Origin of the sequence: Pseudomonas sp. 51_B, from assembly GCF_017491595.1 — a bacterium.
GTDB classification, from domain to species: domain Bacteria; phylum Pseudomonadota; class Gammaproteobacteria; order Pseudomonadales; family Pseudomonadaceae; genus Aquipseudomonas; species Aquipseudomonas promysalinigenes.
Map to the genome: position 1 here is coordinate 213,575 of NZ_JAFGYW010000002.1, position 16,862 is coordinate 230,436.

Consider the following 16,862-nt stretch of genomic DNA (forward strand, 5'->3'; position numbering starts at 1 on the left):
GGGTCAATTCGCGACCCTTACGCTCAGGGTGTTAGCCGTCTGGTTGCCCACCCCGGCGCTCTGATTCAGCTGGATGACCCCGCGGCTGCCGGTGAATGCCTGGTCACCAGTGGTGACTTGGCGATAGCCAGGTGAGGTATCAGATGGATCGGAGCTGTTGATCAGCGCCACGTTTTGTTGCAGCAGGACGCTGTCATCGATGCTTTGCGGTTGTGTACTGATGCTGATGCGCAGGGCATTGGCCTGCTGGGTCGCGGCGCCAGCGCTTTGGTTTACCCCCAGTGCGCCACTGCCATGACTGAACGCGTTGCCTTGGATACTGGCGCTGGCGCCCATGTTTGGGTCGACGATGGAGAGCTGGCGTTGGCGAATTTGCGTGGTCGCTGTGGCTTGGTGGCCTGTGGCGATGGCTCTGGCGTTGGCTTGTTGCTGGCCATCGCCAGCGGCTTGGTTGACGCCGAAGTTGCCTTGGTACTGAGCCCCGGAACTGTCGATATTGGCGTCGTTGAGCACGGGCACCGGCGATTGCGCCAGCGCCGATGCGCTAGCGGCAAAAGCCAAGATGAACAGGGTCTGCCTCATTTCATTTGCCTCCAGTGAGGATCTGCAAGGGCGCAAGACCGCGCTGGACGCTCGAATTGACCATGTTGGATATACCGTTGCCCGAGCCTGTACCACGGCCGGCAGCCTGGTTTGCCAGTTGGGTCTGGTTGCCTATAGGGCCGCCGAGGTTGTCGGTTTGTTGGGTGACCAGCGAGGAGATTCCCGTGCCGCTTGTGATGCTGGCAAAATCCCCATCACTGAGCTCATTGGTCTGCCTGAGCACGTAAGCAGAGGGGTTGGCATTGGCGGTGGTAGGGTAGGGGTCAGGTGCCAGAGGCGCGCGGGTGGCGATGCGCGGTTGCACGTCGCGGGTGATGACGATGATCCCGTTGTCGGCTTGTGCAGGCAACGCCGAAGCCATTGCACAAGTAATCAGCAGCAGGCCATAAACGCGTCTATCCAGTTTCCCCATGACGGCTACTCCTTCTTCGAACGCTGGTCTTGTTCAGCGATGCGAGGGAGGAGAGCGAAAGCCGTGCCGCTTTTTGCTAACGCTTATGAATCAAATACTTGAGTGAATAGCCTGAAGCACTCATCGATGTTGTGTATCACCCTTGAGACAGACATTGAGGTTAAAGGCCTGGGCGCGCAGATCAGATCTGTTCAGGCACCGCACTGGCGGAATGTCTCATAACCTTGACACTGCCCCGGCCCAAGGCTGGCAGCCTACAGATACAGCGACTTGCGTGACTTGAGTGTGTCATGGGCTTAACACTCAGTGGGGCAGGTTGGCATTTTATCTTCGAGCAGACGCTCAACCGCCCGCAAGGCATTGGCGCTGCGTTGCGGCCAGTCGCCGTCGATAATTTCCACGGTTTGCCTATGGTGCAGCAGCCAGCGGTGGCTGTCCTCGAAAAAAACCTGTCGGTCGGCAAGGTCTGGCTGACTGCGCTGACCATCGGCGACCCAGCCCACCCCTTGAGGGCTGAGCAGCAGATGCAAATCGTAATGCCTGTCTAGCAAGGCATGTTCCAACCAAGGCGGGCACGCGCCGAACAGCGCGCGGCTCCAGAGCATGTTGCTGAGCAGGTGGGTATCGAGAATCAGCAGCTCAGGCGCCAGCATTCGGGCCCGGTCTTCCCAGTCCAGTTGACCGCGGGCAATGGTCGGCACGTCGGCATAGCAGGTGTCCCGGCACTGCTGGTCGATGAAGTGACGGACGTATTCGGCTACCACAACGCCGCCGAAATGCGCTTGGATCTCGCCGCTCAGCCAGCTCTTACCGGTCGATTCGGGGCCGCACAGGACCAGGACTTTCATGCCGGCACCAATGCTGGATCGCGGCGCCATTGCAGCCAACCGCGTACTGCGATCAAGGTCAGCACGCTGAAGAACCCGGCCGTGAAATACAGCTGTTGCTGCAGATACAGGCCTACGTAAACGATATCGACCACGATCCATAGCGGCCAGCACTGCACGCGTTTGTGTGCCATCCACAATTGCGCGACCAGGCTGAAACCGGTCAGTGTCGCATCCAACCAGGGGGCGGCAGCATCGGTCCAGCCAGCCATTGCAGCGCCCAGTACGCAGCTCAGTCCCAGGCCAGCCATCAGGCCCCACAACAGCTTGCGCAGCGGCAGGTGCGAGACCCGCCGGGCCTGCTCGACCCGGTCGGGGCGTTTCCACTGCCACCAGCCGTAAAGCTGAAGTACAGCGTAGGCCAACTGAAGTAGCATGCCTGAATAGAGTTTGACCTCGTAGAACAGCCAGCCGTAGATCAGCACCATGATCAGGCCGATTGGCCAGCACCAAGCGTTCTGCTTGACGGTGAGCCACACGGCGGTAACGCCGAGCACGGCGGCGATGAGTTCGAGGCCGGACATCGGCGATCCTTGGTTGGCAAAGGGCGGCGATTGTAGCCTGTGGCGTGCGTGAGTTGTAGCGTGTAACGAGCACCGGCCGTGTCACCGGCTGGTGCCCAAGTGTGGTTCAGAGGCGGAACTGACGCAGCAGTTGCTGCAGCTGCTCGCTCAACTGCCCCAGGGCGACACCCGCGTCGCTGGACTGACGCGCCGCCTCGGCAGTCTGTTGGGATAAGCCTGCTGTATCCAGCACATTGCGGTTGATTTCCTCGACCACGTGGGATTGCTGCAAAGTGGCGCTGGCGATCGAGGCGTTGAGGGCAGTGAGGCTGTGCAGCGCCTGGCTGATCGCGTCCAGGCTGGTGCCGGCCTGCTGAGCTTGTTGCACGGTCTGGCGCGAGGCCTCGCTACTGGTGTCGATGGCTTTGACCGCAGCGTCTGACTGGCTTTGCAGGTGCTCGATCATGGTGTTGATTTCGGCGGTCGACTGTGCCGTGCGCTGGGCAAGCAGGCGCACTTCGTCAGCGACCACGGCAAAACCCCGGCCCTGCTCGCCAGCCCGAGCGGCTTCGATCGCAGCGTTGAGCGCGAGAAGGTTCGTTTGCTCGGCAATGGCGCGGATAACCTCCAGTACACCGCCGATTTTAGTGCTGTGCGAAGCCAGGTCGCGAATGACCTGCACCGCCTGGTCGATGGTCGCCGACAGGCGCTCGATCTGCTGCAAGCTGCCGTGAATGGCCTGCTGGCCATGTTCCACTTGCTGCTGGGCCGCGCGCATCTCCCCAGCGGCCTGCTCGGCAGTCTTGGCCACGTCTTGCACGGCGTAAGTCACCTCATTGACCGCTGTAGCCACTTGATCCATCTGCATCGACTGCTGAGCACTATGGTGTTGTGCAGCACCAGCACTGTCGCCGACGTGCCCGGCGGACTGTGCCAAAGCATGTGCGGCGCCCTGAAGCTGACCGACTACCCCCTGCAGCTTGCCGTTGAATTGGTTGAAATGCTGGCCCAGGTAAGTGATTTCATCCCGGCCATGGGTGTCCAGGCGCCGAGTAAGGTCGCTTTCGCCGCTGGCGATGTTGCCCATGGCCTGCACGGCTTCTTGCAGCGGGCGAGCTATGCTGCGGGCGATCATCAATACCACCAGTGCCATGAGCACTGCGATGGCCAGCCCGAGCAACGAAGCATCGCGTAACTGGCGGGCGAATTCGGCCTGAACGTCGTCGACATACACGCCAGAGCCGATGATCCAGCCCCACGGTTCGAACAACTGTATATAGGAGGTCTTGGCCACCGGCTCGCTGGCACCCGGCTTGGGCCAACGGTAGTCGACCGGGCCGGCACCGTGACTGCGGGCCAGCGCCACCATTTCATTGAATACGGCAAAACCGTCCGGGTCGCGGATCGCGGAGAGGTCTTGGCCATCGAGCTTGGGGTTGGCCGGATGCATGATCATCTTTGGCGACAGATCATTGATCCAGAAATAGTCATTGTGGTCGTACCGCAGTGCCTTGACCACTTGCAGCGCCTGCTGCTGAGCCGCTTCGCGGGTCAGCGTGCCGGTCGTTTCGAGGCCTTGGTAATAGGCCAGCACCCCAGCGGCAGTCTGCACCACGTGACGTGTCTTCTCCGCCTTGGCCTGGTACAGATCGCCGTGGATCTGGCGCAGCATCAACAGGCCGAGCAACACCAGCATGCCGACTGCAACCACCAAGATCAGCCACAAACGGCTGCTGATCGACATCGATCGCAATGCCTTCATCGAACCCACTCCTGTTGTTCTTGTTATTCAGGTGCATCCAAACATGCTTTCCAGGTGACAGGCACCCGACTAATGGCTAAGTGCTAGTTATTGACTACTCTGCCACAGGCTCACGCGAGTTTGTCATGCCCCTTAGCTAGGATTTCGGCCCGGCGAGATGAAACCTTTAATTCTGTAGAACTTTTCCGCTGGCGTTTGTCCCACATGTGCCTGTAAAAAGGCCGCGCCGCGTGCGGTGACAAGCGAATCAAGAAAAAACAGGCCTGCTGCTAGCAGTGCCTCATCGGGGGATCGATGGATTTTTGGACTGCCTTTCAGGCAATCATTCTAGGTGTGGTCGAGGGGCTGACAGAGTTCCTGCCGATTTCAAGTACAGGTCACCAGATCATCGTCGCCGACCTGATAGGTTTTGGCGGGGAACGAGCCATGGCATTCAATATCATCATCCAGCTGGCGGCGATCCTGGCAGTGATGTGGGAGTTGCGCCGCAAGATCCTGGATGTGGTGATCGGCCTTGGCAATCAGCCGAAGGCGCGCCGCTTCACGGCAAACTTGATGTTGGCATTTTTCCCTGCTGTGGTGCTGGGAGTATTGTTCGCCGACCTGATCCACGAGTACCTGTTCAACCCAATCACTGTTGCCGCGGCATTGGTGATCGGAGGCGTAATCATGCTTTGGGCCGAACGCCGTCAGCACAGCGTGGCGGTCGATCATGTCGATGACATGCGCTGGACGCATGCACTGAAAATTGGCTTCGTGCAGTGCCTAGCGATGATACCTGGCACCTCGCGCTCCGGTTCGACCATCATCGGTGGCCTGCTGTTTGGCCTGTCGCGCAAGGCCGCCACAGAGTTCTCGTTTTTTCTGGCCATGCCAACCATGGTTGGTGCGGCGGTGTACTCAGGCTACAAATACCGTCACCTGTTCGAACCCAGTGATCTGCCGGTGTTTGCCCTTGGCTTCGTGACCTCGTTCATTTTTGCCATGATTGCTGTGCGGGCGTTGCTGAAATTCATCGCCAACCACAGCTACGCGGTATTCGCCTGGTATCGGATTGTCTTCGGGTTGCTAATTCTGGCCACCTGGCAGTTCGGCTGGGTCGACTGGTCAACGGTGCACAGCTGACATGGCGCGCGTTCAGAACACCGCACCACGCCGTGGTGAGCAGGCAACGGGCGTGAGCTATGCTCGGCTGAAATGGTTGCTTTGGGGCTTACTGTGCCTGTTACCCGGCCTTGGCGCGGCCTCGATGGCCTTCGATGGCCATGGCTGGGTGCCCTTGGCGTTGTATCCACTGGTCAGCCTGATCAGCCTGCTGCTTTACTGGCATGACAAACGTCAGGCCCGAGGTAATGCTTGGCGCACGCCGGAAAAAGTGTTGCATGCCAGCGAGCTGCTGGGGGGGTGGCCTGGTGCACTGATAGCTCAACAGTTGTTGCGCCACAAAACGCGTAAAGTGTCTTACCAACTGGTGTTCTGGATCATCGTGCTGCTTCATCAAGTATTCTGGCTGGACTATCTGTTCCTTGGCAGCCGTTTCCTGCCCTTCAATTAGTCAACCTAGCACGGCCGCCTGCTGACGCTTGGGCAGCCGCCGTACCACCAGCTGGTGCGAGCGCTGCAGCAAGTCGCACAGCTCCTCACAGCCCATGGGGTAGGGCGGTTGCATGCTGATCCACCTGGCGCGTGCGAGGTAAGGGGCTGGGCGCACGCCAGGGCGGTCGCAATAGCCCAGAAACAACTCGTCGGCCACCTTGAACGACAACCCTGCTCCGGCCAGGTCGAGCACTGCGAACATCTTGTTGCCGGCCACGGAAAACACCCGGATGCCGCCCCATTTGTAGTCCTCTCGAGCACCTGGCAGGCCCAGGCAGAAGGCTGCCACCTGTTGCGGGCTCATTTGCGGCTTAGACATAACGCTCCCCGCAGGCTTCGAAGGATAAAGCCAAGTGGTCGATCCATGCCCGTACGGCAGGTAACAGTCCACGACGATGAGGGTAGACTGCCTGCAGATAGCCGCCAGGTAGGGACCAGTCAGGTAACAGCCTCACTAGCTCACCGCGTTCCAGTTCCGCTTCGCAGAACATGCTGGGCAGTGCCGTGAAACCTAGCCCGGCGCGCACTGCGGCATTGCGCACGACAAAGTCATCGATGGCCAGCCGCGGCTCCAGCGCGATGTCCTGACGCTGACCGTTTGGCCCAAGTAACTGCATGTGCACCAAGCGATCAGCTTCGGCTGCACCAAGCACAGGCAAACTGGCAAGGTCGGCGGGGTGGCGTACGTGATCGGCGAAGCCCGGCGCTGCCACCAGCTGCATCTGTGCCTGGCGCAGGCGACGGGTGACCAGTGCTGGGTCTTCGTCGCCAAGGTCGCGTACACGCAAGGCGACGTCGATACCTTCGGATATCAGATCGACACGCCTGTTCAGTAGCACCATGTCCAGTTGCACCTGCGGGTAAAGCTTCAGAAACCCCGCGATCACATCCGGCAGAAACGCGTGGGCCAGTGCCACTGGGCACGACACGCGCAAACGCCCACGCGGCTCGCTGCTCATGCTCGCGACCACTTCGTCGGCGGCTTGGGCCTCCAACAGCATGGCTTGGCAATGACGCAGGTAGCGCTCACCTACAGAGGTAAGCTTGAGCTGGCGGGTTGTGCGCTGTAGCAACCGGGTGCCCAGGCGTTCTTCCAGTTCTGCGATACGCCGTGACAGGCGCGACTTGGGTATACCCAGCTGGCGCCCGGCGGCAGCGAAACCGCCGGCTTCGACTACCTGGGTAAAATAGAAGAGGTCGTTAAGGTCTTGCATGGCCGATCCACTGTTCCATAGATGGGACAAACTAGCGTATTTTTCGCTACTTTTCAGCCATTGAACCTCCCGGTAGGATTCTCCTCATCGTGATCGCCCACTGCTGCGGTCTTCAATCACAGGAGAGTCCCATGAAACTGTTGCATATCGATTCGAGCATCCTGGGCGACAATTCCGCCTCTCGCCAACTGAGCCGTGAAGTGGTGCAGGCTTGGAAAGCCACCGACCCAACCATCGAAGTGGTGTACCGGGACCTGGCAGCCGATGCCATTGCTCACTTCTCTTCCGCCACACTGATGGCTGCCGGCACCCCCGAAGAAGCCCGTGATGCGGCGCAGGCCTTCGAAGCCAAGCTCAGCGCCGAGACGCTGGAAGAATTTCTCGCCGCCGACGCCGTGGTGATTGGCGCACCCATGTACAACTTCAGCGTACCGACCCAGCTCAAAGCATGGATCGACCGCGTTGCCGTGGCCGGCAAAACGTTCCGCTACACCGAAGCAGGCCCCGAAGGCCTGTGCGGTAACAAAAAAGTCGTGCTTGTTTCCACCGCTGGTGGCTTGCATGCCGGCCAACCTACCGGGGTTGGGCATGAGGACTTCCTCAAGGTGTTCCTCGGCTTCATCGGCATCACCGACGTTGAAGTGGTGCGTGCACACGGCCTGGCCTATGGCCCGGAACAGCGTACCCAGGCTATCGATGCCGCCCAAACGCAGATCGCCTCCGAGTTGTTTGCTGCGGCCTGATCATCCTGTGACAAGAGCCGGCAGGCGCGACTTGCGCCTGCCGGTTTTTTCATTCATGTTTCATCTGCCAGCCGCCTGGCTGATCCTATGCTCAAGCTATCCTGATGCCTGTTGCGCGATAGCTGACCGATGAACACTTCTCGTTACTTGCTGGCATTTCTGCTCAGTGGCTTATTGGGCCATGCCAACGCTGCGTCTTGGGTTGTCGGCCTGCACCACATGACGCTGGACGACCCGGTTGACGCAAGGCCCATGCAGGCGCTGGCGTTCTATCCCTCCAATGGTACGCCCCGCGCTATTCGCATCGATGGTTACCCGATCGAGGTTGCCGAAGAAGCGCCGGTAGCGCTCGGCCAGTTTCCGTTGCTGGTGTTGTCCCATGGCAATGCTGGCAGCCCGCTGGCCCTGCATTACTTGGCTACCGCCTTGGCCCGGCGGGGCTTTGTCGTGGTGGCTGTGGTGCACCCTGGCGACAATGCTCGAGACCACAGCCGCCTTGGGACCCTGAGCAACCTTTACGGCCGCCCTCTACAGGTCAGCGAGGCGATCACCGCCACCCGCGAAGATACCTTGCTCGGCCCTTATCTGAATGACGGCAAGGTCGGTGTGATTGGTTATTCGGCCGGTGGCGAAACCGCGTTGATCCTGTCTGGGGCTCAACCAGACCTCGAACGTCTGCGCCGCTATTGCCTGGAGCGCCCAACTGACGCCGACGCCTGCAAGACGCATGGCGTGCTCATTGCCGACCGCAGCGAGCTGCAACCTAAGGCCGATGCGAGGGTAGGTGCGGTGATGCTGATGGCGCCGCTAAGTCTGATGTTCGGCCGCCACGCCCTGGCAGGTGTGAAGGTGCCAGCGCTGATCTATAGCGGCGACAGCGACCAGCTGGTGGCTGTGGACCGTAATGCCGAGCAATTGGCGCAAAAGTTACCGATTGCACCGGACTACCGTTTGCTGGCCGGTGCCGGGCACTTCGTGTTCATGGCCCGTTGTGACCAACAGCAGTGGCTACGCATGCCAGCGTTGTGCAAGGACGCCGAGGGCGTAGATCGGCGGCACATTCACCACTCCCTGCAGCGCGATACCGCAAACTTCTTTACCCAGACCCTGGGCGCTCCAGAGCCCGCCGAGCGTTCAGCTGCGACGGCTGCGGCGCGCCAGTAACATCGTCAGGCCAACTCCAGCCAAGGCCAGCAGGGCAGCCACGCAGAAGATCGAGGCATAGCCAAGGTGCACAGCCACCGCGCCCATCACTGGGCCGGCTATAGCCAGTGCCATGTCGAAGAACACCGCGTAAGCGCCTAGTCCGGCGCCGCGGCTGCTGCTCGGTACCTGTTTTATCGCTTCGACCCCAAGGGCCGGATATACCAGCGACAGACCAAAGCCGGTCAGCCCGGCACCGACCAGCGCCCAGGCCGGTGAGGGCGCCAACCACAGCAGGCTCAGGCCCAGCACCTCCGTGGCCATGCAGGCCATGGCCACGTTGAAGCCGCCAAAGCGGTTGACCGCATTTACGAACAGTAGGCGCGAAATGATGAAGCACAGCCCGAAAGCGCTAAGGCACCAGGCTGCGCCAACCCAGCCACGTTCCAAGTAGTAGAGCGTCACAAACGTAGTCAGGGTGCCGTAGCCGATCGACGCCAGCGTAAGGCCGAGCCCACAGGGGGCAACGCGCAGGAATGCCGACCAGAACGCCAGCCGCTCCCCCCGTGAAACCACTGCGTCCGGGCGTGTGCGTAGCACTAGCAAAGCCAGCAATGCCAGCACCAGCAGAGCCGGGCCCAGCACGCTGAAATTCAAATCGGCCACCGCCAGCACGCCCAGAGGCGCGCCTATGGCTATCGCCCCATAGGAAGCGATACCGTTCCACGAGATAACCCGCGCCGTGTGCTCGGGGCCAACCTGGCTGATACCCCAGCTCAGGGTGGCAACCCCGATGAGCCCCTGCGCCAGCCCAAGCAAAACGCGGCCACCGAGCAGCAGCCCCAGGCTCAGCAGAGGTAGCTGAAGCGACCAAGCCGAAAGCAGTGTCAACACACCACAAGCGCCGATGGCGAGCAGGCCACAGCGAATCGCCCGTTTACCACCCAAGGTATCGGCCACCCGCCCCGCAAATGGGCGGCTGAGCAAGGTGGTCAGGTATTGCAGGCCAATGGTCACCCCGGCAATGATCGCGCCAAAGCCCAGTTGGTCATGCACATAGCTGGGCAGCACCGCAATCGGCAGGCCGATGCACAGGAAGGCAATGAAGGTGTAGAACACGATCGACAGAATCTGCACAGTGACGGTGAACGTGCTACTGGCGGGGGCGGGCTGTTGCGCGGTCATGGGCTCATTCGCGGACGGGCGGGCGTGGGCTAATCATGGCCGTTGGGCGAAGGAAATGAAAGCAGGCTAACTAATTAATCGACCGAATGTTCGATCCTAGGCCGTTCGGCCCTGAGAGGAACGGCCGGGGTGGTTGCCCCGGCCGGCCCAGGTGACTTAGACCACAACGCCCTGGCTGCGCAGGTAGTCGTCGTAGGTCCCGCTGAAGTCAACCACACCGTCGGCGCTCAGTTCGATGATACGGGTCGCCAATGAGGAAACGAACTCGCGGTCGTGGCTGACGAACAGCAGGGTACCGGGGTAGTTCTCTAGCGCCAGGTTCAGGGCTTCGATCGACTCCATGTCCAAGTGGTTGGTCGGCTCGTCCATCACCAGCACATTCGGCTTTTGCAGAATGAGCTTGCCGAACAGCATACGGCCTTGCTCACCACCGGAAATCACCTTCACTGACTTGAGAATCTCGTCGTTGGAGAACAGCATGCGCCCGAGGGTGCCCCGGATCACTTGTTCGCCGCTGGTCCACTGGCCCATCCAGTCGAACAAGGTCATGTCGTCTTCGAAGTCATGGGCATGGTCCTGGGCGTAGTAGCCTACCTCGGCGCTGTCGGTCCACTTCACTTCGCCTTTGTCCGGGGTCATTTCACCGACCAGCGTGCGCAGCAGGGTCGTTTTGCCGATGCCGTTGGGGCCAATGATCGCCACGCGCTCGCCGGCCTCGATGGTGAAGCCCAGGTCTTTGAATAACACCTTGTCGTCAAAGGCTTTGGCCATCTTCTCGACGGTGACTGCCTGGCGGTGCAGCTTCTTGGTCTGTTCGAAGCGGATGAATGGGCTCACCCGGCTCGACGGCTTGACTTCGGCCAATTGGATCTTGTCGATCTGCTTGGCGCGCGAGGTTGCCTGCTTGGCCTTCGAGGCGTTGGCCGAGAAGCGGCTGACGAAGGTCTGCAGCTCGGCGATCTGGGCTTTCTTCTTGGCGTTGTCCGACAGCAGTTGCTCCCGCGCCTGGGTAGCAGCGGTCATGTATTCGTCGTAGTTGCCTGGGAATACCCGCAGCTCGCCGTAGTCCAAATCGGCCATGTGCGTGCACACGCTGTTGAGGAAGTGCCGGTCGTGGGAAATGATCACCATGGTGCTGTTGCGCGCGGTGAGAATGCTTTCCAGCCAGCGGATAGTGTTGATGTCCAGGTGGTTGGTGGGTTCGTCCAGCAACAGTACATCCGGGTCAGAGAACAGCGCCTGGGCCAGCAGCACACGCAGCTTCCAGCCAGGCGCCACTTCGCTCATCGGGCCAAAGTGCTGCTCCAGGGGGATTCCCAAGCCCAGCAAAAGCTCACCGGCACGGGATTCGGCGGTATAGCCGTCCATTTCGGCGAACTCGGTTTCCAGCTCGGCGACGGCCATGCCGTCTTCTTCGGTCATTTCTGGCAGCGAATAGATACGATCACGCTCAGCCTTGACCTTCCACAACTGGCCATGGCCCATGATCACGGTATCGATCACAGTGAAATCTTCGTAGGCGAACTGGTCCTGGCGCAGCTTACCCAGGCGGGTGTTCGGCTCGAGCATGACCTGGCCTGCGGACGGCTCAAGATCGCCGCCGAGGATCTTCATGAAGGTCGACTTGCCGCAACCGTTGGCGCCGATCAGGCCATAGCGGTTGCCGTTGTTGAATTTGACTGAAACGTTTTCGAACAGTGGCTTGGAGCCGAACTGCATGGTGATGTTGGCGGTAGAGATCAAGTGCTTGTCCTGCGGGGGTTCCAGAGGTGTATTTAGGCCCTCTCGTCATTTTTGGGCCAATTTTGGGCCAATTCGACTCGGAGCGGCAGCTTCTCCAGCTCCCTCCAATCCGAGGAGGAGCTGATCCATTTCGCGTAGGTAGAAAGCAACATCTCGACGCTATGGCCAAGCTGGTTCGCGATGAGCGCAGGGTTCATCCCAGACATGAGGCGCATGGTTGCGTAGATGTGGCGGGTGTCGTACTGACGGCGTTCACGGATGTTCAGCGCCTTGAGCGCCGATTTAAAGTGGCCGATTGTAACACTTGGCTCGTTGATCCACAGCCCACCTTTGCTCGGTTGGAACACAAAAGGGCTAATTGGGTGAGCTGATTTGGATGCCATGGGTCGAAGAGTCGCCATCTGCTGGGCCTGGGTGATGGCGGCTCGTTGAGTGGCACCTCCCTGTGATGCTTAGTCTTCGTGCGTTTCTCTGGTGCGAGGTTGCCTCTGTGCGGCGTCTCGAAATCGGCCTCCGCTAACGACTGCTATCGACCGTTGGAGTCGCTGGAGCCGTCTAGGAAACCATGGGCGATTCAACTGACCGGTTGCAGGCGAAGCATTCATCGAATGCCCAGCACTCGATCCAGCGAACAGCTTCCGCCCCCTCTGCCGATCAGCAACAGCAGCAGGCCCGCCCAAACCAAATGGGTGGGCCAGGCGTCCGGGTAGACGAACACCTCTATTACCGTGGTCATGCCCAGCAACGCTAGGGCCGATAGGCGGGTAAACAGGCCCAGTACCAACAGCATCGGGAAGAAGTGCTCCGCGTAGGTTGCCAGGTGCGCGGCGATGTGCGGTGGTAGCAGCGGCAACATGTACTCGGTGCGGAACAACTCGTAGGTGCTCGGAGTGATGCTCAGGAGGCCCTCGACCTTGGTGCGACCGGAAAGAAAGAAGGTTGAGGCAATCCCGAATCGCGCTACCAGGCACAGAAGCGCGTCGCTGAGCCGGTGCTGCAGTAATTCGGCTAGGCGATTCCAGCGCCGGCGCAGGCCGCTGCCGTGAAGGGGGGGGCGGGCGATATCCATGGTGGCCTCCTCAAGTGAGGTTGATGGGACGGAAAACCCCGGCACCGAGCAGCCGGCCGAGCAGGTCGTGAAAGTCCAGATCGGGTTGCGTCGCGAGCGCCAGGGCCGAGGCCCGGTCCAGGTCGTTGCCGGCCGCGCAGGCGTCAAGGAAAGCACAGCCGCCTGCCTCCAGCGCATGCCAGGTGACGCCTTCGGCATGGCCGACGAGCAATGCGCCCTCGCCCCGCCAGGGTAGTTCCTCCGGTATCGGCAGGGCCTCGCGGTTGTAACGCCAGATGCTGTAGATCGGTTGCCCGTTGAACCAGCCCCAGCGCACGCAGGTGCGCGGCTCCAGGCGGCAGGCGGCGAGGTCACGCGCGCTCATGCCGGCGAGGCTGGCCAGTTCCAATAGCGCTTGTGCAGGGGCGGCGAAGGCCTCGTTCCACAGTCGGTCCAGGCGCGCCACAGGGCCAAGGTAAGGAAGCTCCCGCGCGGGTTCGAACGCTTCGAGGAAGTCTGCGAAACCCTCACCGTAAAGAATCAGCCTGACATCGCAAGGCGGCGTCTCGCGAGCGTGGATGGCGGCCGCGGCACGTAGCCAGTCTTTCCCGACCAGGCGTTCGATGGTCGGGAAGTTGTCGCACAGCGCATCGACGCAGCCCTTGAGTACGGTGTTGCGATACACCTCAAACCCCGACTGCGCGGTTAGGCTTCGCAGCGCCGGGACAGGGCGCCGATGGAGGGCTTCGACGAAGGCGTCCTGGAATGCACCGAGTGCGGTCTTCATGGGGTCACTTGAGCCAGGTTGAGGATCGCCTGGGCGCGATGGCGTTCGGCCTGCAGGACGTCGAAGGCTGGCAGATGGTCGTCACGCTCGATCAGTGTTGGTATTGGACCAATACGCTGAATGAGATGCTCGTAGAGCGCCCAGACCGGTTCGGCGACAGGTGCGTCGTGGGAGTCGATCAGCAATTGGCCACCCTCATCGTGACTGTGCCCGGCCAGGTGGATTTCGAGAATGGCCGCCGCGGGGAAGAGATCAAGATAGCGCATGGCATCGAAGCCTAGGTTGTGTGCGCTGACGTGCACGTTGTTGACGTCCAGCAGCAGGCCACAGCCAGTGCGCAGCGCCAGTTCCGTGAGGAATTCGATTTCACCCCAGTCGTGGCCCTCCAGGCGCACGTAGTGGCTGGGGTTCTCGATGGCGATGCGCCGGCCCAGAGCTTCCTGTGTGCGCTGGATGTTCTCAGTTATGCGTGCCAGGGCAGCATGACTGCGCGGGAAGGGCAGCAGGTCCGGGTGATACTGGCCGCGCCAGCTTGACCAGGCCAGGTGCTCGGAAATCAGCAGCGGTTGCACGCGCTCGACCAACACGCGCAAGCGTTGAAGGTTTGCCTCGTCAGGTGCGGCATCGGCCGCCAGGGACAGCGAAACCCCGTGCAGCGACAGCGGATGCCGCTCGGCGATCCGCTCCAGCCAAGCAAGGCGGGGACCGCCGACCATGTAGTTCTCCGGATGCACTTCTAACCAGAGACCTTGGCCAGAGCAAGCCAACGCCTGGGCGTAGTGTTCGCCTCTGAGCCCCAGCCCGGCGCCAAGTTGATGGAATGCGCTCATGGTCGGCGGCCTTGGTTCAGGCTTTGCTTGGGGTCAGCGAGCCCATGCCATTGGGCGTCTTGATGGTGGTGCAGGTGCCGGCCGGAACGTTCTTCCAGTGCATGCCGTCGTAGTCCTTCTTGGCGCTGCCCGCACAAGTTGTACCCGCACCTGCCTTGCAGTCGTTCTTGCCGGCCTGGGCGACGCCGTAGCACTTCTCCATGGTGGTGCCATTGCTGGCCTTGGTGTTCATGTCCTCGGCCAGAGCGTTACCGGTGATGGCGGCAAGGGCAAGGGCGGCGGTGATGAGGGGCAGGGTTTTCATAGTGCGGTCTCCGGTTCGAGTAAGGGGCCGCGGAAGGATCCGTCGGCTCGATGAGTAGTTCGCCAGCAGTTGCGATCCGGTTACAGCGCCTTAAAATTTTTTGAGATTTTTTAGCTGCGGCCCTAACGTATTGAACGAATACCTGTTTTCCGCATGCCAACGGCACGCCAGTTGGCTTGGAGGAGGGCGGGACAGAATTCATTTACGGTGTAACCAGGACGGCCGATGCAACGAACTACCAGCCAGGAGGTGCTGATCGCGCGTGAGGCTCAGCTGCAGGCGTTGCTGCTGCGTGGCCTGGACGGTGACGGCAGGGCGTATCGCGAGTTCCTCAGTGCGCTCGGCTCGCACTTGCGAGCTTTCCTGGGCCGGCGCCTGAGCCAGCGCCCCGACGAGGTCGAAGACCTGCTGCAGGAGGTGCTGCTGGCGGTCCATAATGCCCGCCACACCTACCGCGCGGACCAGCCTTTGACTGCCTGGGTGCAGGCCATCGCGCGCTACAAGCTGGCTGACCACTTCCGCGCCTTCGCGCGCAGGGAGGCCCGCCACGATCCGCTGGCGGACGACGAGGGAGAACTGTTCGCCGTTGAGGATGGCGAACCCGCTCAGGCCAGCCGTGATCTGGGCAAGCTGCTGCGCCAGCTACCCGAAAAGCAGCGCCTGCCGATTGTTCATGTAAAGCTCAATGGCCTGTCGATTGAGGAAACTGCCAGTCTGACTGGGCTATCCAGCTCTGCCGTGAAGGTCGGCATCCACCGTGGGCTCAAGGCCTTGGCGACTATCATCCGAGAATTGCGAAACGATGAAGACCAATGAACTGATCGACCTGTTGAGCGCCGGTGAGGGCGCGGTTGACCGACACCTCTCTGGCAAGCGTTTCGCCATCGCCTTGGGGGTCGGCGCCTTGGGCGCGTTGCTGCTGATGGCGGCAATTTTCGGTGTGCGACCTGACCTGGGCGAGATCGCACGCACCCCGCTGTTCTGGGCCAAGGTTGCCCTACCCGGTAGCCTTGCCGCACTTGCCCTGTGGCTGAGCAGCCGCCTGGCGCGGCCAGGCGTGGGTGGTGGTGCAGCCTGGTTGCTGCTGGTGCTGCCCCTGCTGCTGGTCTGGATCGGCGCAGCGGTGGAGCTGGCTGCAGTACCTGCTGACGTCCGCGCCGACCTTATTCTTGGCAAGACCTGGCGCACCTGTGCGCTGAATATTGCGCTGCTCTCGGTGCCGACTTTCGCCGGCACGTTCTGGGCGCTGCGCGGTCTTGCGCCAACCCGCCTGCGCCTTGCCGGCGCGGCGGGAGGGCTGCTGGCGGGGAGCACGGCGGCGCTTGCCTACTGCCTGCACTGCCCGGAGATGGGCATTCCATTCTGGAGCGTCTGGTATCTGCTTGGCATGTTGCTGCCGACAGCCATGGGCGTGCTGCTCGGACCTCGCTTGTTGCGCTGGTAGCGCGGCGTTTCCGGTCTAGGTAGCACCCGCGCAAGCCGCGGTGCGCTACGGTTGTCGCAGGTGCGGGACGATTCGGCGATTCATGCGGCCAGCATGTCGTCCCTATGGGGCGGCCTAATTGCATGAGCCTTGAATCGCCCCTGGTTTTGTAGACATTTGAATGGCTACAAAGGGTCAATAAGCGTCTCTAGATTGGGTAAACCATCCTTGTCCTACTTCACATGAAGGACAAGCCATGAACGCTATTACGAGCAGCAGCCATCAGCCTTGGAGCAAGGAAAATTGGTCGGGCAGAAAGTCCCGCTCCGACTGCAAGATATCTGGGCCATTCGGGTTGAGGCTCCAAATCGCGGAGGAAACCTGTGATTTGGCACTTTTCGATCTGGCCATCGATCGCAAGCTACGAGCGTGCGTTCTGACCAAGCTTTGCGTACGCGACATTGCTCATGGGGAGCACGTGTCATCGCGAGCGATAGTGATGCAGCAGAAAACCCAACGTTGCGTACAGTTTGAAATTACAGACAGCGTCCAACGACGTTCGAGGTATGACCGTCGCGACTCGACCCAAAGCAGCCCTTCACAAAAGGCCGCAATGGGTCACTGGTCATAGCTGATGAGCAATTGGCGCTTTCTCTCGGCGATTGATGCGGTGGAACTC

20 protein-coding genes and 1 pseudogene are annotated in these 16,862 nt (G+C 60.9%); 7 read left to right on the forward strand and 14 right to left on the reverse strand.

Annotated features, from left to right (window positions below):
* Nucleotides 1–3: 3 nt before the first annotated feature.
* The 5 genes from J5M56_RS04050 to J5M56_RS04070 all read right to left on the reverse strand — a co-directional run bounded on the left by J5M56_RS04050 (nucleotide 4) and on the right by J5M56_RS04070 (nucleotide 4,167).
* Nucleotides 4–582 (reverse strand): hypothetical protein, encoded by a 579-nt coding sequence (locus J5M56_RS04050; protein ID WP_060477310.1) that lies wholly within the window; start codon nucleotides 580–582, stop codon nucleotides 4–6.
* Nucleotide 583: 1 nt separating this feature from the next.
* Nucleotides 584–1,015: a hypothetical protein gene (locus tag J5M56_RS04055; protein WP_060477311.1), complete on the reverse strand. Its 432-nt coding sequence runs from the start codon at nucleotides 1,013–1,015 to the stop codon at nucleotides 584–586.
* Between the two features lie 296 nt (nucleotides 1,016–1,311).
* The gene (locus J5M56_RS04060; protein WP_207869860.1) at nucleotides 1,312–1,863 is read right to left on the reverse strand and encodes an AAA family ATPase; all 552 of its coding nucleotides are present in this window, start codon (nucleotides 1,861–1,863) and stop codon (nucleotides 1,312–1,314) included.
* Entirely contained in the window at nucleotides 1,860–2,426 is a 567-nt protein-coding gene (gene pnuC / locus J5M56_RS04065) for a nicotinamide riboside transporter PnuC (protein WP_186477317.1), read from the reverse strand. Before pnuC ends, J5M56_RS04060 begins: the two co-directional genes overlap by 4 nt.
* Before the next feature lie 106 nt (nucleotides 2,427–2,532).
* Nucleotides 2,533–4,167 (reverse strand): methyl-accepting chemotaxis protein, encoded by a 1,635-nt coding sequence (locus J5M56_RS04070; protein ID WP_207869862.1) that lies wholly within the window; start codon nucleotides 4,165–4,167, stop codon nucleotides 2,533–2,535.
* Nucleotides 4,168–4,461: 294 nt separating this feature from the next.
* Between J5M56_RS04070 and J5M56_RS04075 the strand changes: the two genes are divergently transcribed.
* Together J5M56_RS04075 and J5M56_RS04080 are read left to right on the forward strand one after the other, a co-directional pair.
* Nucleotides 4,462–5,292 (forward strand): undecaprenyl-diphosphate phosphatase, encoded by an 831-nt coding sequence (locus J5M56_RS04075; RefSeq protein WP_060477315.1) that lies wholly within the window; start codon nucleotides 4,462–4,464, stop codon nucleotides 5,290–5,292.
* 1 nt (nucleotide 5,293) lies between these two features.
* The gene (locus J5M56_RS04080) at nucleotides 5,294–5,722 is read left to right on the forward strand and encodes a DUF1294 domain-containing protein (protein ID WP_207869864.1); all 429 of its coding nucleotides are present in this window, start codon (nucleotides 5,294–5,296) and stop codon (nucleotides 5,720–5,722) included.
* On the opposite strand, the gene J5M56_RS04085 is transcribed toward J5M56_RS04080, so the two are convergent.
* Both J5M56_RS04085 and J5M56_RS04090 read right to left on the reverse strand, forming a co-directional pair.
* Nucleotides 5,723–6,082 (reverse strand): MmcQ/YjbR family DNA-binding protein, encoded by a 360-nt coding sequence (locus tag J5M56_RS04085; protein ID WP_207869866.1) that lies wholly within the window; start codon nucleotides 6,080–6,082, stop codon nucleotides 5,723–5,725.
* Entirely contained in the window at nucleotides 6,075–6,977 is a 903-nt protein-coding gene (locus tag J5M56_RS04090) for a LysR substrate-binding domain-containing protein (RefSeq protein WP_060477318.1), read from the reverse strand. Before J5M56_RS04090 ends, J5M56_RS04085 begins: the two co-directional genes overlap by 8 nt.
* 131 nt (nucleotides 6,978–7,108) lie before the next feature.
* On the opposite strand from J5M56_RS04090, the gene J5M56_RS04095 reads away from it, so the two are divergent.
* Nucleotides 7,109–7,720 carry an FMN-dependent NADH-azoreductase gene (locus tag J5M56_RS04095; RefSeq protein ID WP_186477312.1) on the forward strand — a complete coding sequence of 204 codons (612 nt, stop codon included), beginning with the start codon at nucleotides 7,109–7,111 and terminating at the stop codon, nucleotides 7,718–7,720.
* 129 nt (nucleotides 7,721–7,849) lie between these two features.
* Nucleotides 7,850–8,884 (forward strand): dienelactone hydrolase, encoded by a 1,035-nt coding sequence (locus tag J5M56_RS04100; protein ID WP_207869868.1) that lies wholly within the window; start codon nucleotides 7,850–7,852, stop codon nucleotides 8,882–8,884.
* Here J5M56_RS04100 and J5M56_RS04105 read toward each other — a convergent pair.
* The 7 genes from J5M56_RS04105 to J5M56_RS04135 all read right to left on the reverse strand — a co-directional run bounded on the left by J5M56_RS04105 (nucleotide 8,855) and on the right by J5M56_RS04135 (nucleotide 14,760).
* A complete protein-coding gene (locus tag J5M56_RS04105; protein WP_207869870.1) occupies nucleotides 8,855–10,048 on the reverse strand; it encodes an MFS transporter in 1,194 nt (397 codons plus the stop codon). The genes J5M56_RS04100 and J5M56_RS04105 overlap by 30 nt on opposite strands.
* Nucleotides 10,049–10,204: 156 nt before the next feature.
* Nucleotides 10,205–11,791 carry an ABC-F family ATPase gene (locus J5M56_RS04110; protein WP_060477322.1) on the reverse strand — a complete coding sequence of 529 codons (1,587 nt, stop codon included), beginning with the start codon at nucleotides 11,789–11,791 and terminating at the stop codon, nucleotides 10,205–10,207.
* Between the two features lie 32 nt (nucleotides 11,792–11,823).
* A complete protein-coding gene (locus J5M56_RS04115; protein WP_243430494.1) occupies nucleotides 11,824–12,174 on the reverse strand; it encodes an integrase in 351 nt (116 codons plus the stop codon).
* A 218-nt stretch (nucleotides 12,175–12,392) separates the two neighbouring features.
* Entirely contained in the window at nucleotides 12,393–12,860 is a 468-nt protein-coding gene (locus J5M56_RS04120; RefSeq protein ID WP_207869874.1) for a DoxX family protein, read from the reverse strand.
* Between the two features lie 10 nt (nucleotides 12,861–12,870).
* Complete coding sequence (locus tag J5M56_RS04125; RefSeq protein ID WP_207869876.1) at nucleotides 12,871–13,626, reverse strand: DNA-binding domain-containing protein; 756 nt, start codon at nucleotides 13,624–13,626, stop codon at nucleotides 12,871–12,873.
* Nucleotides 13,623–14,456, reverse strand: coding sequence for a DUF692 domain-containing protein (locus tag J5M56_RS04130; protein WP_207869878.1), 834 nt, complete (start codon nucleotides 14,454–14,456; stop codon nucleotides 13,623–13,625). The genes J5M56_RS04125 and J5M56_RS04130 overlap by 4 nt, the downstream gene beginning before the upstream one ends.
* Before the next feature lie 16 nt (nucleotides 14,457–14,472).
* Nucleotides 14,473–14,760 carry a DUF2282 domain-containing protein gene (locus J5M56_RS04135; RefSeq protein WP_060477326.1) on the reverse strand — a complete coding sequence of 96 codons (288 nt, stop codon included), beginning with the start codon at nucleotides 14,758–14,760 and terminating at the stop codon, nucleotides 14,473–14,475.
* A 225-nt stretch (nucleotides 14,761–14,985) separates the two neighbouring features.
* Here J5M56_RS04135 and J5M56_RS04140 point away from each other — a divergent pair, with 225 nt between their 5' ends.
* The 3 genes and pseudogenes from J5M56_RS04140 to J5M56_RS04150 form a co-directional block, all read left to right on the forward strand.
* Nucleotides 14,986–15,576, forward strand: a complete 591-nt coding sequence (locus J5M56_RS04140; RefSeq protein ID WP_060477327.1) for a sigma-70 family RNA polymerase sigma factor — start codon at nucleotides 14,986–14,988, stop codon at nucleotides 15,574–15,576.
* Nucleotides 15,563–16,204, forward strand: coding sequence for a DUF1109 domain-containing protein (locus tag J5M56_RS04145; protein ID WP_207869880.1), 642 nt, complete (start codon nucleotides 15,563–15,565; stop codon nucleotides 16,202–16,204). The genes J5M56_RS04140 and J5M56_RS04145 overlap by 14 nt, the downstream gene beginning before the upstream one ends.
* A gap of 235 nt (nucleotides 16,205–16,439) precedes the next feature.
* A pseudogene (locus tag J5M56_RS04150) lies at nucleotides 16,440–16,727 on the forward strand (integrase); the annotation flags it as partial.
* Between the last annotated feature and the right edge of the window lie 135 nt (nucleotides 16,728–16,862).

What these genes read in the sequence shown, in the direction of transcription:
- J5M56_RS04050 (WP_060477310.1), bottom strand. Translation starts at nt 582, where the DNA reads ATGAGGCAGACCCTGTTCATCTTGGCTTTTGCCGCTAGCGCATCGGCG.
- J5M56_RS04055 (WP_060477311.1), bottom strand. Translation starts at nt 1,015, where the DNA reads ATGGGGAAACTGGATAGACGCGTTTATGGCCTGCTGCTGATTACTTGT.
- J5M56_RS04060 (WP_207869860.1), bottom strand. Translation starts at nt 1,863, where the DNA reads ATGAAAGTCCTGGTCCTGTGCGGCCCCGAATCGACCGGTAAGAGCTGG.
- pnuC (WP_186477317.1), bottom strand. Translation starts at nt 2,426, where the DNA reads ATGTCCGGCCTCGAACTCATCGCCGCCGTGCTCGGCGTTACCGCCGTG.
- J5M56_RS04070 (WP_207869862.1), bottom strand. Translation starts at nt 4,167, where the DNA reads ATGAAGGCATTGCGATCGATGTCGATCAGCAGCCGTTTGTGGCTGATC.
- J5M56_RS04075 (WP_060477315.1), top strand. Translation starts at nt 4,462, where the DNA reads ATGGATTTTTGGACTGCCTTTCAGGCAATCATTCTAGGTGTGGTCGAG.
- J5M56_RS04080 (WP_207869864.1), top strand. Translation starts at nt 5,294, where the DNA reads ATGGCGCGCGTTCAGAACACCGCACCACGCCGTGGTGAGCAGGCAACG.
- J5M56_RS04085 (WP_207869866.1), bottom strand. Translation starts at nt 6,082, where the DNA reads ATGTCTAAGCCGCAAATGAGCCCGCAACAGGTGGCAGCCTTCTGCCTG.
- J5M56_RS04090 (WP_060477318.1), bottom strand. Translation starts at nt 6,977, where the DNA reads ATGCAAGACCTTAACGACCTCTTCTATTTTACCCAGGTAGTCGAAGCC.
- J5M56_RS04095 (WP_186477312.1), top strand. Translation starts at nt 7,109, where the DNA reads ATGAAACTGTTGCATATCGATTCGAGCATCCTGGGCGACAATTCCGCC.
- J5M56_RS04100 (WP_207869868.1), top strand. Translation starts at nt 7,850, where the DNA reads ATGAACACTTCTCGTTACTTGCTGGCATTTCTGCTCAGTGGCTTATTG.
- J5M56_RS04105 (WP_207869870.1), bottom strand. Translation starts at nt 10,048, where the DNA reads ATGACCGCGCAACAGCCCGCCCCCGCCAGTAGCACGTTCACCGTCACT.
- J5M56_RS04115 (WP_243430494.1), bottom strand. Translation starts at nt 12,174, where the DNA reads ATGGCATCCAAATCAGCTCACCCAATTAGCCCTTTTGTGTTCCAACCG.
- J5M56_RS04120 (WP_207869874.1), bottom strand. Translation starts at nt 12,860, where the DNA reads ATGGATATCGCCCGCCCCCCCCTTCACGGCAGCGGCCTGCGCCGGCGC.
- J5M56_RS04125 (WP_207869876.1), bottom strand. Translation starts at nt 13,626, where the DNA reads ATGAAGACCGCACTCGGTGCATTCCAGGACGCCTTCGTCGAAGCCCTC.
- J5M56_RS04130 (WP_207869878.1), bottom strand. Translation starts at nt 14,456, where the DNA reads ATGAGCGCATTCCATCAACTTGGCGCCGGGCTGGGGCTCAGAGGCGAA.
- J5M56_RS04135 (WP_060477326.1), bottom strand. Translation starts at nt 14,760, where the DNA reads ATGAAAACCCTGCCCCTCATCACCGCCGCCCTTGCCCTTGCCGCCATC.
- J5M56_RS04140 (WP_060477327.1), top strand. Translation starts at nt 14,986, where the DNA reads ATGCAACGAACTACCAGCCAGGAGGTGCTGATCGCGCGTGAGGCTCAG.
- J5M56_RS04145 (WP_207869880.1), top strand. Translation starts at nt 15,563, where the DNA reads ATGAAGACCAATGAACTGATCGACCTGTTGAGCGCCGGTGAGGGCGCG.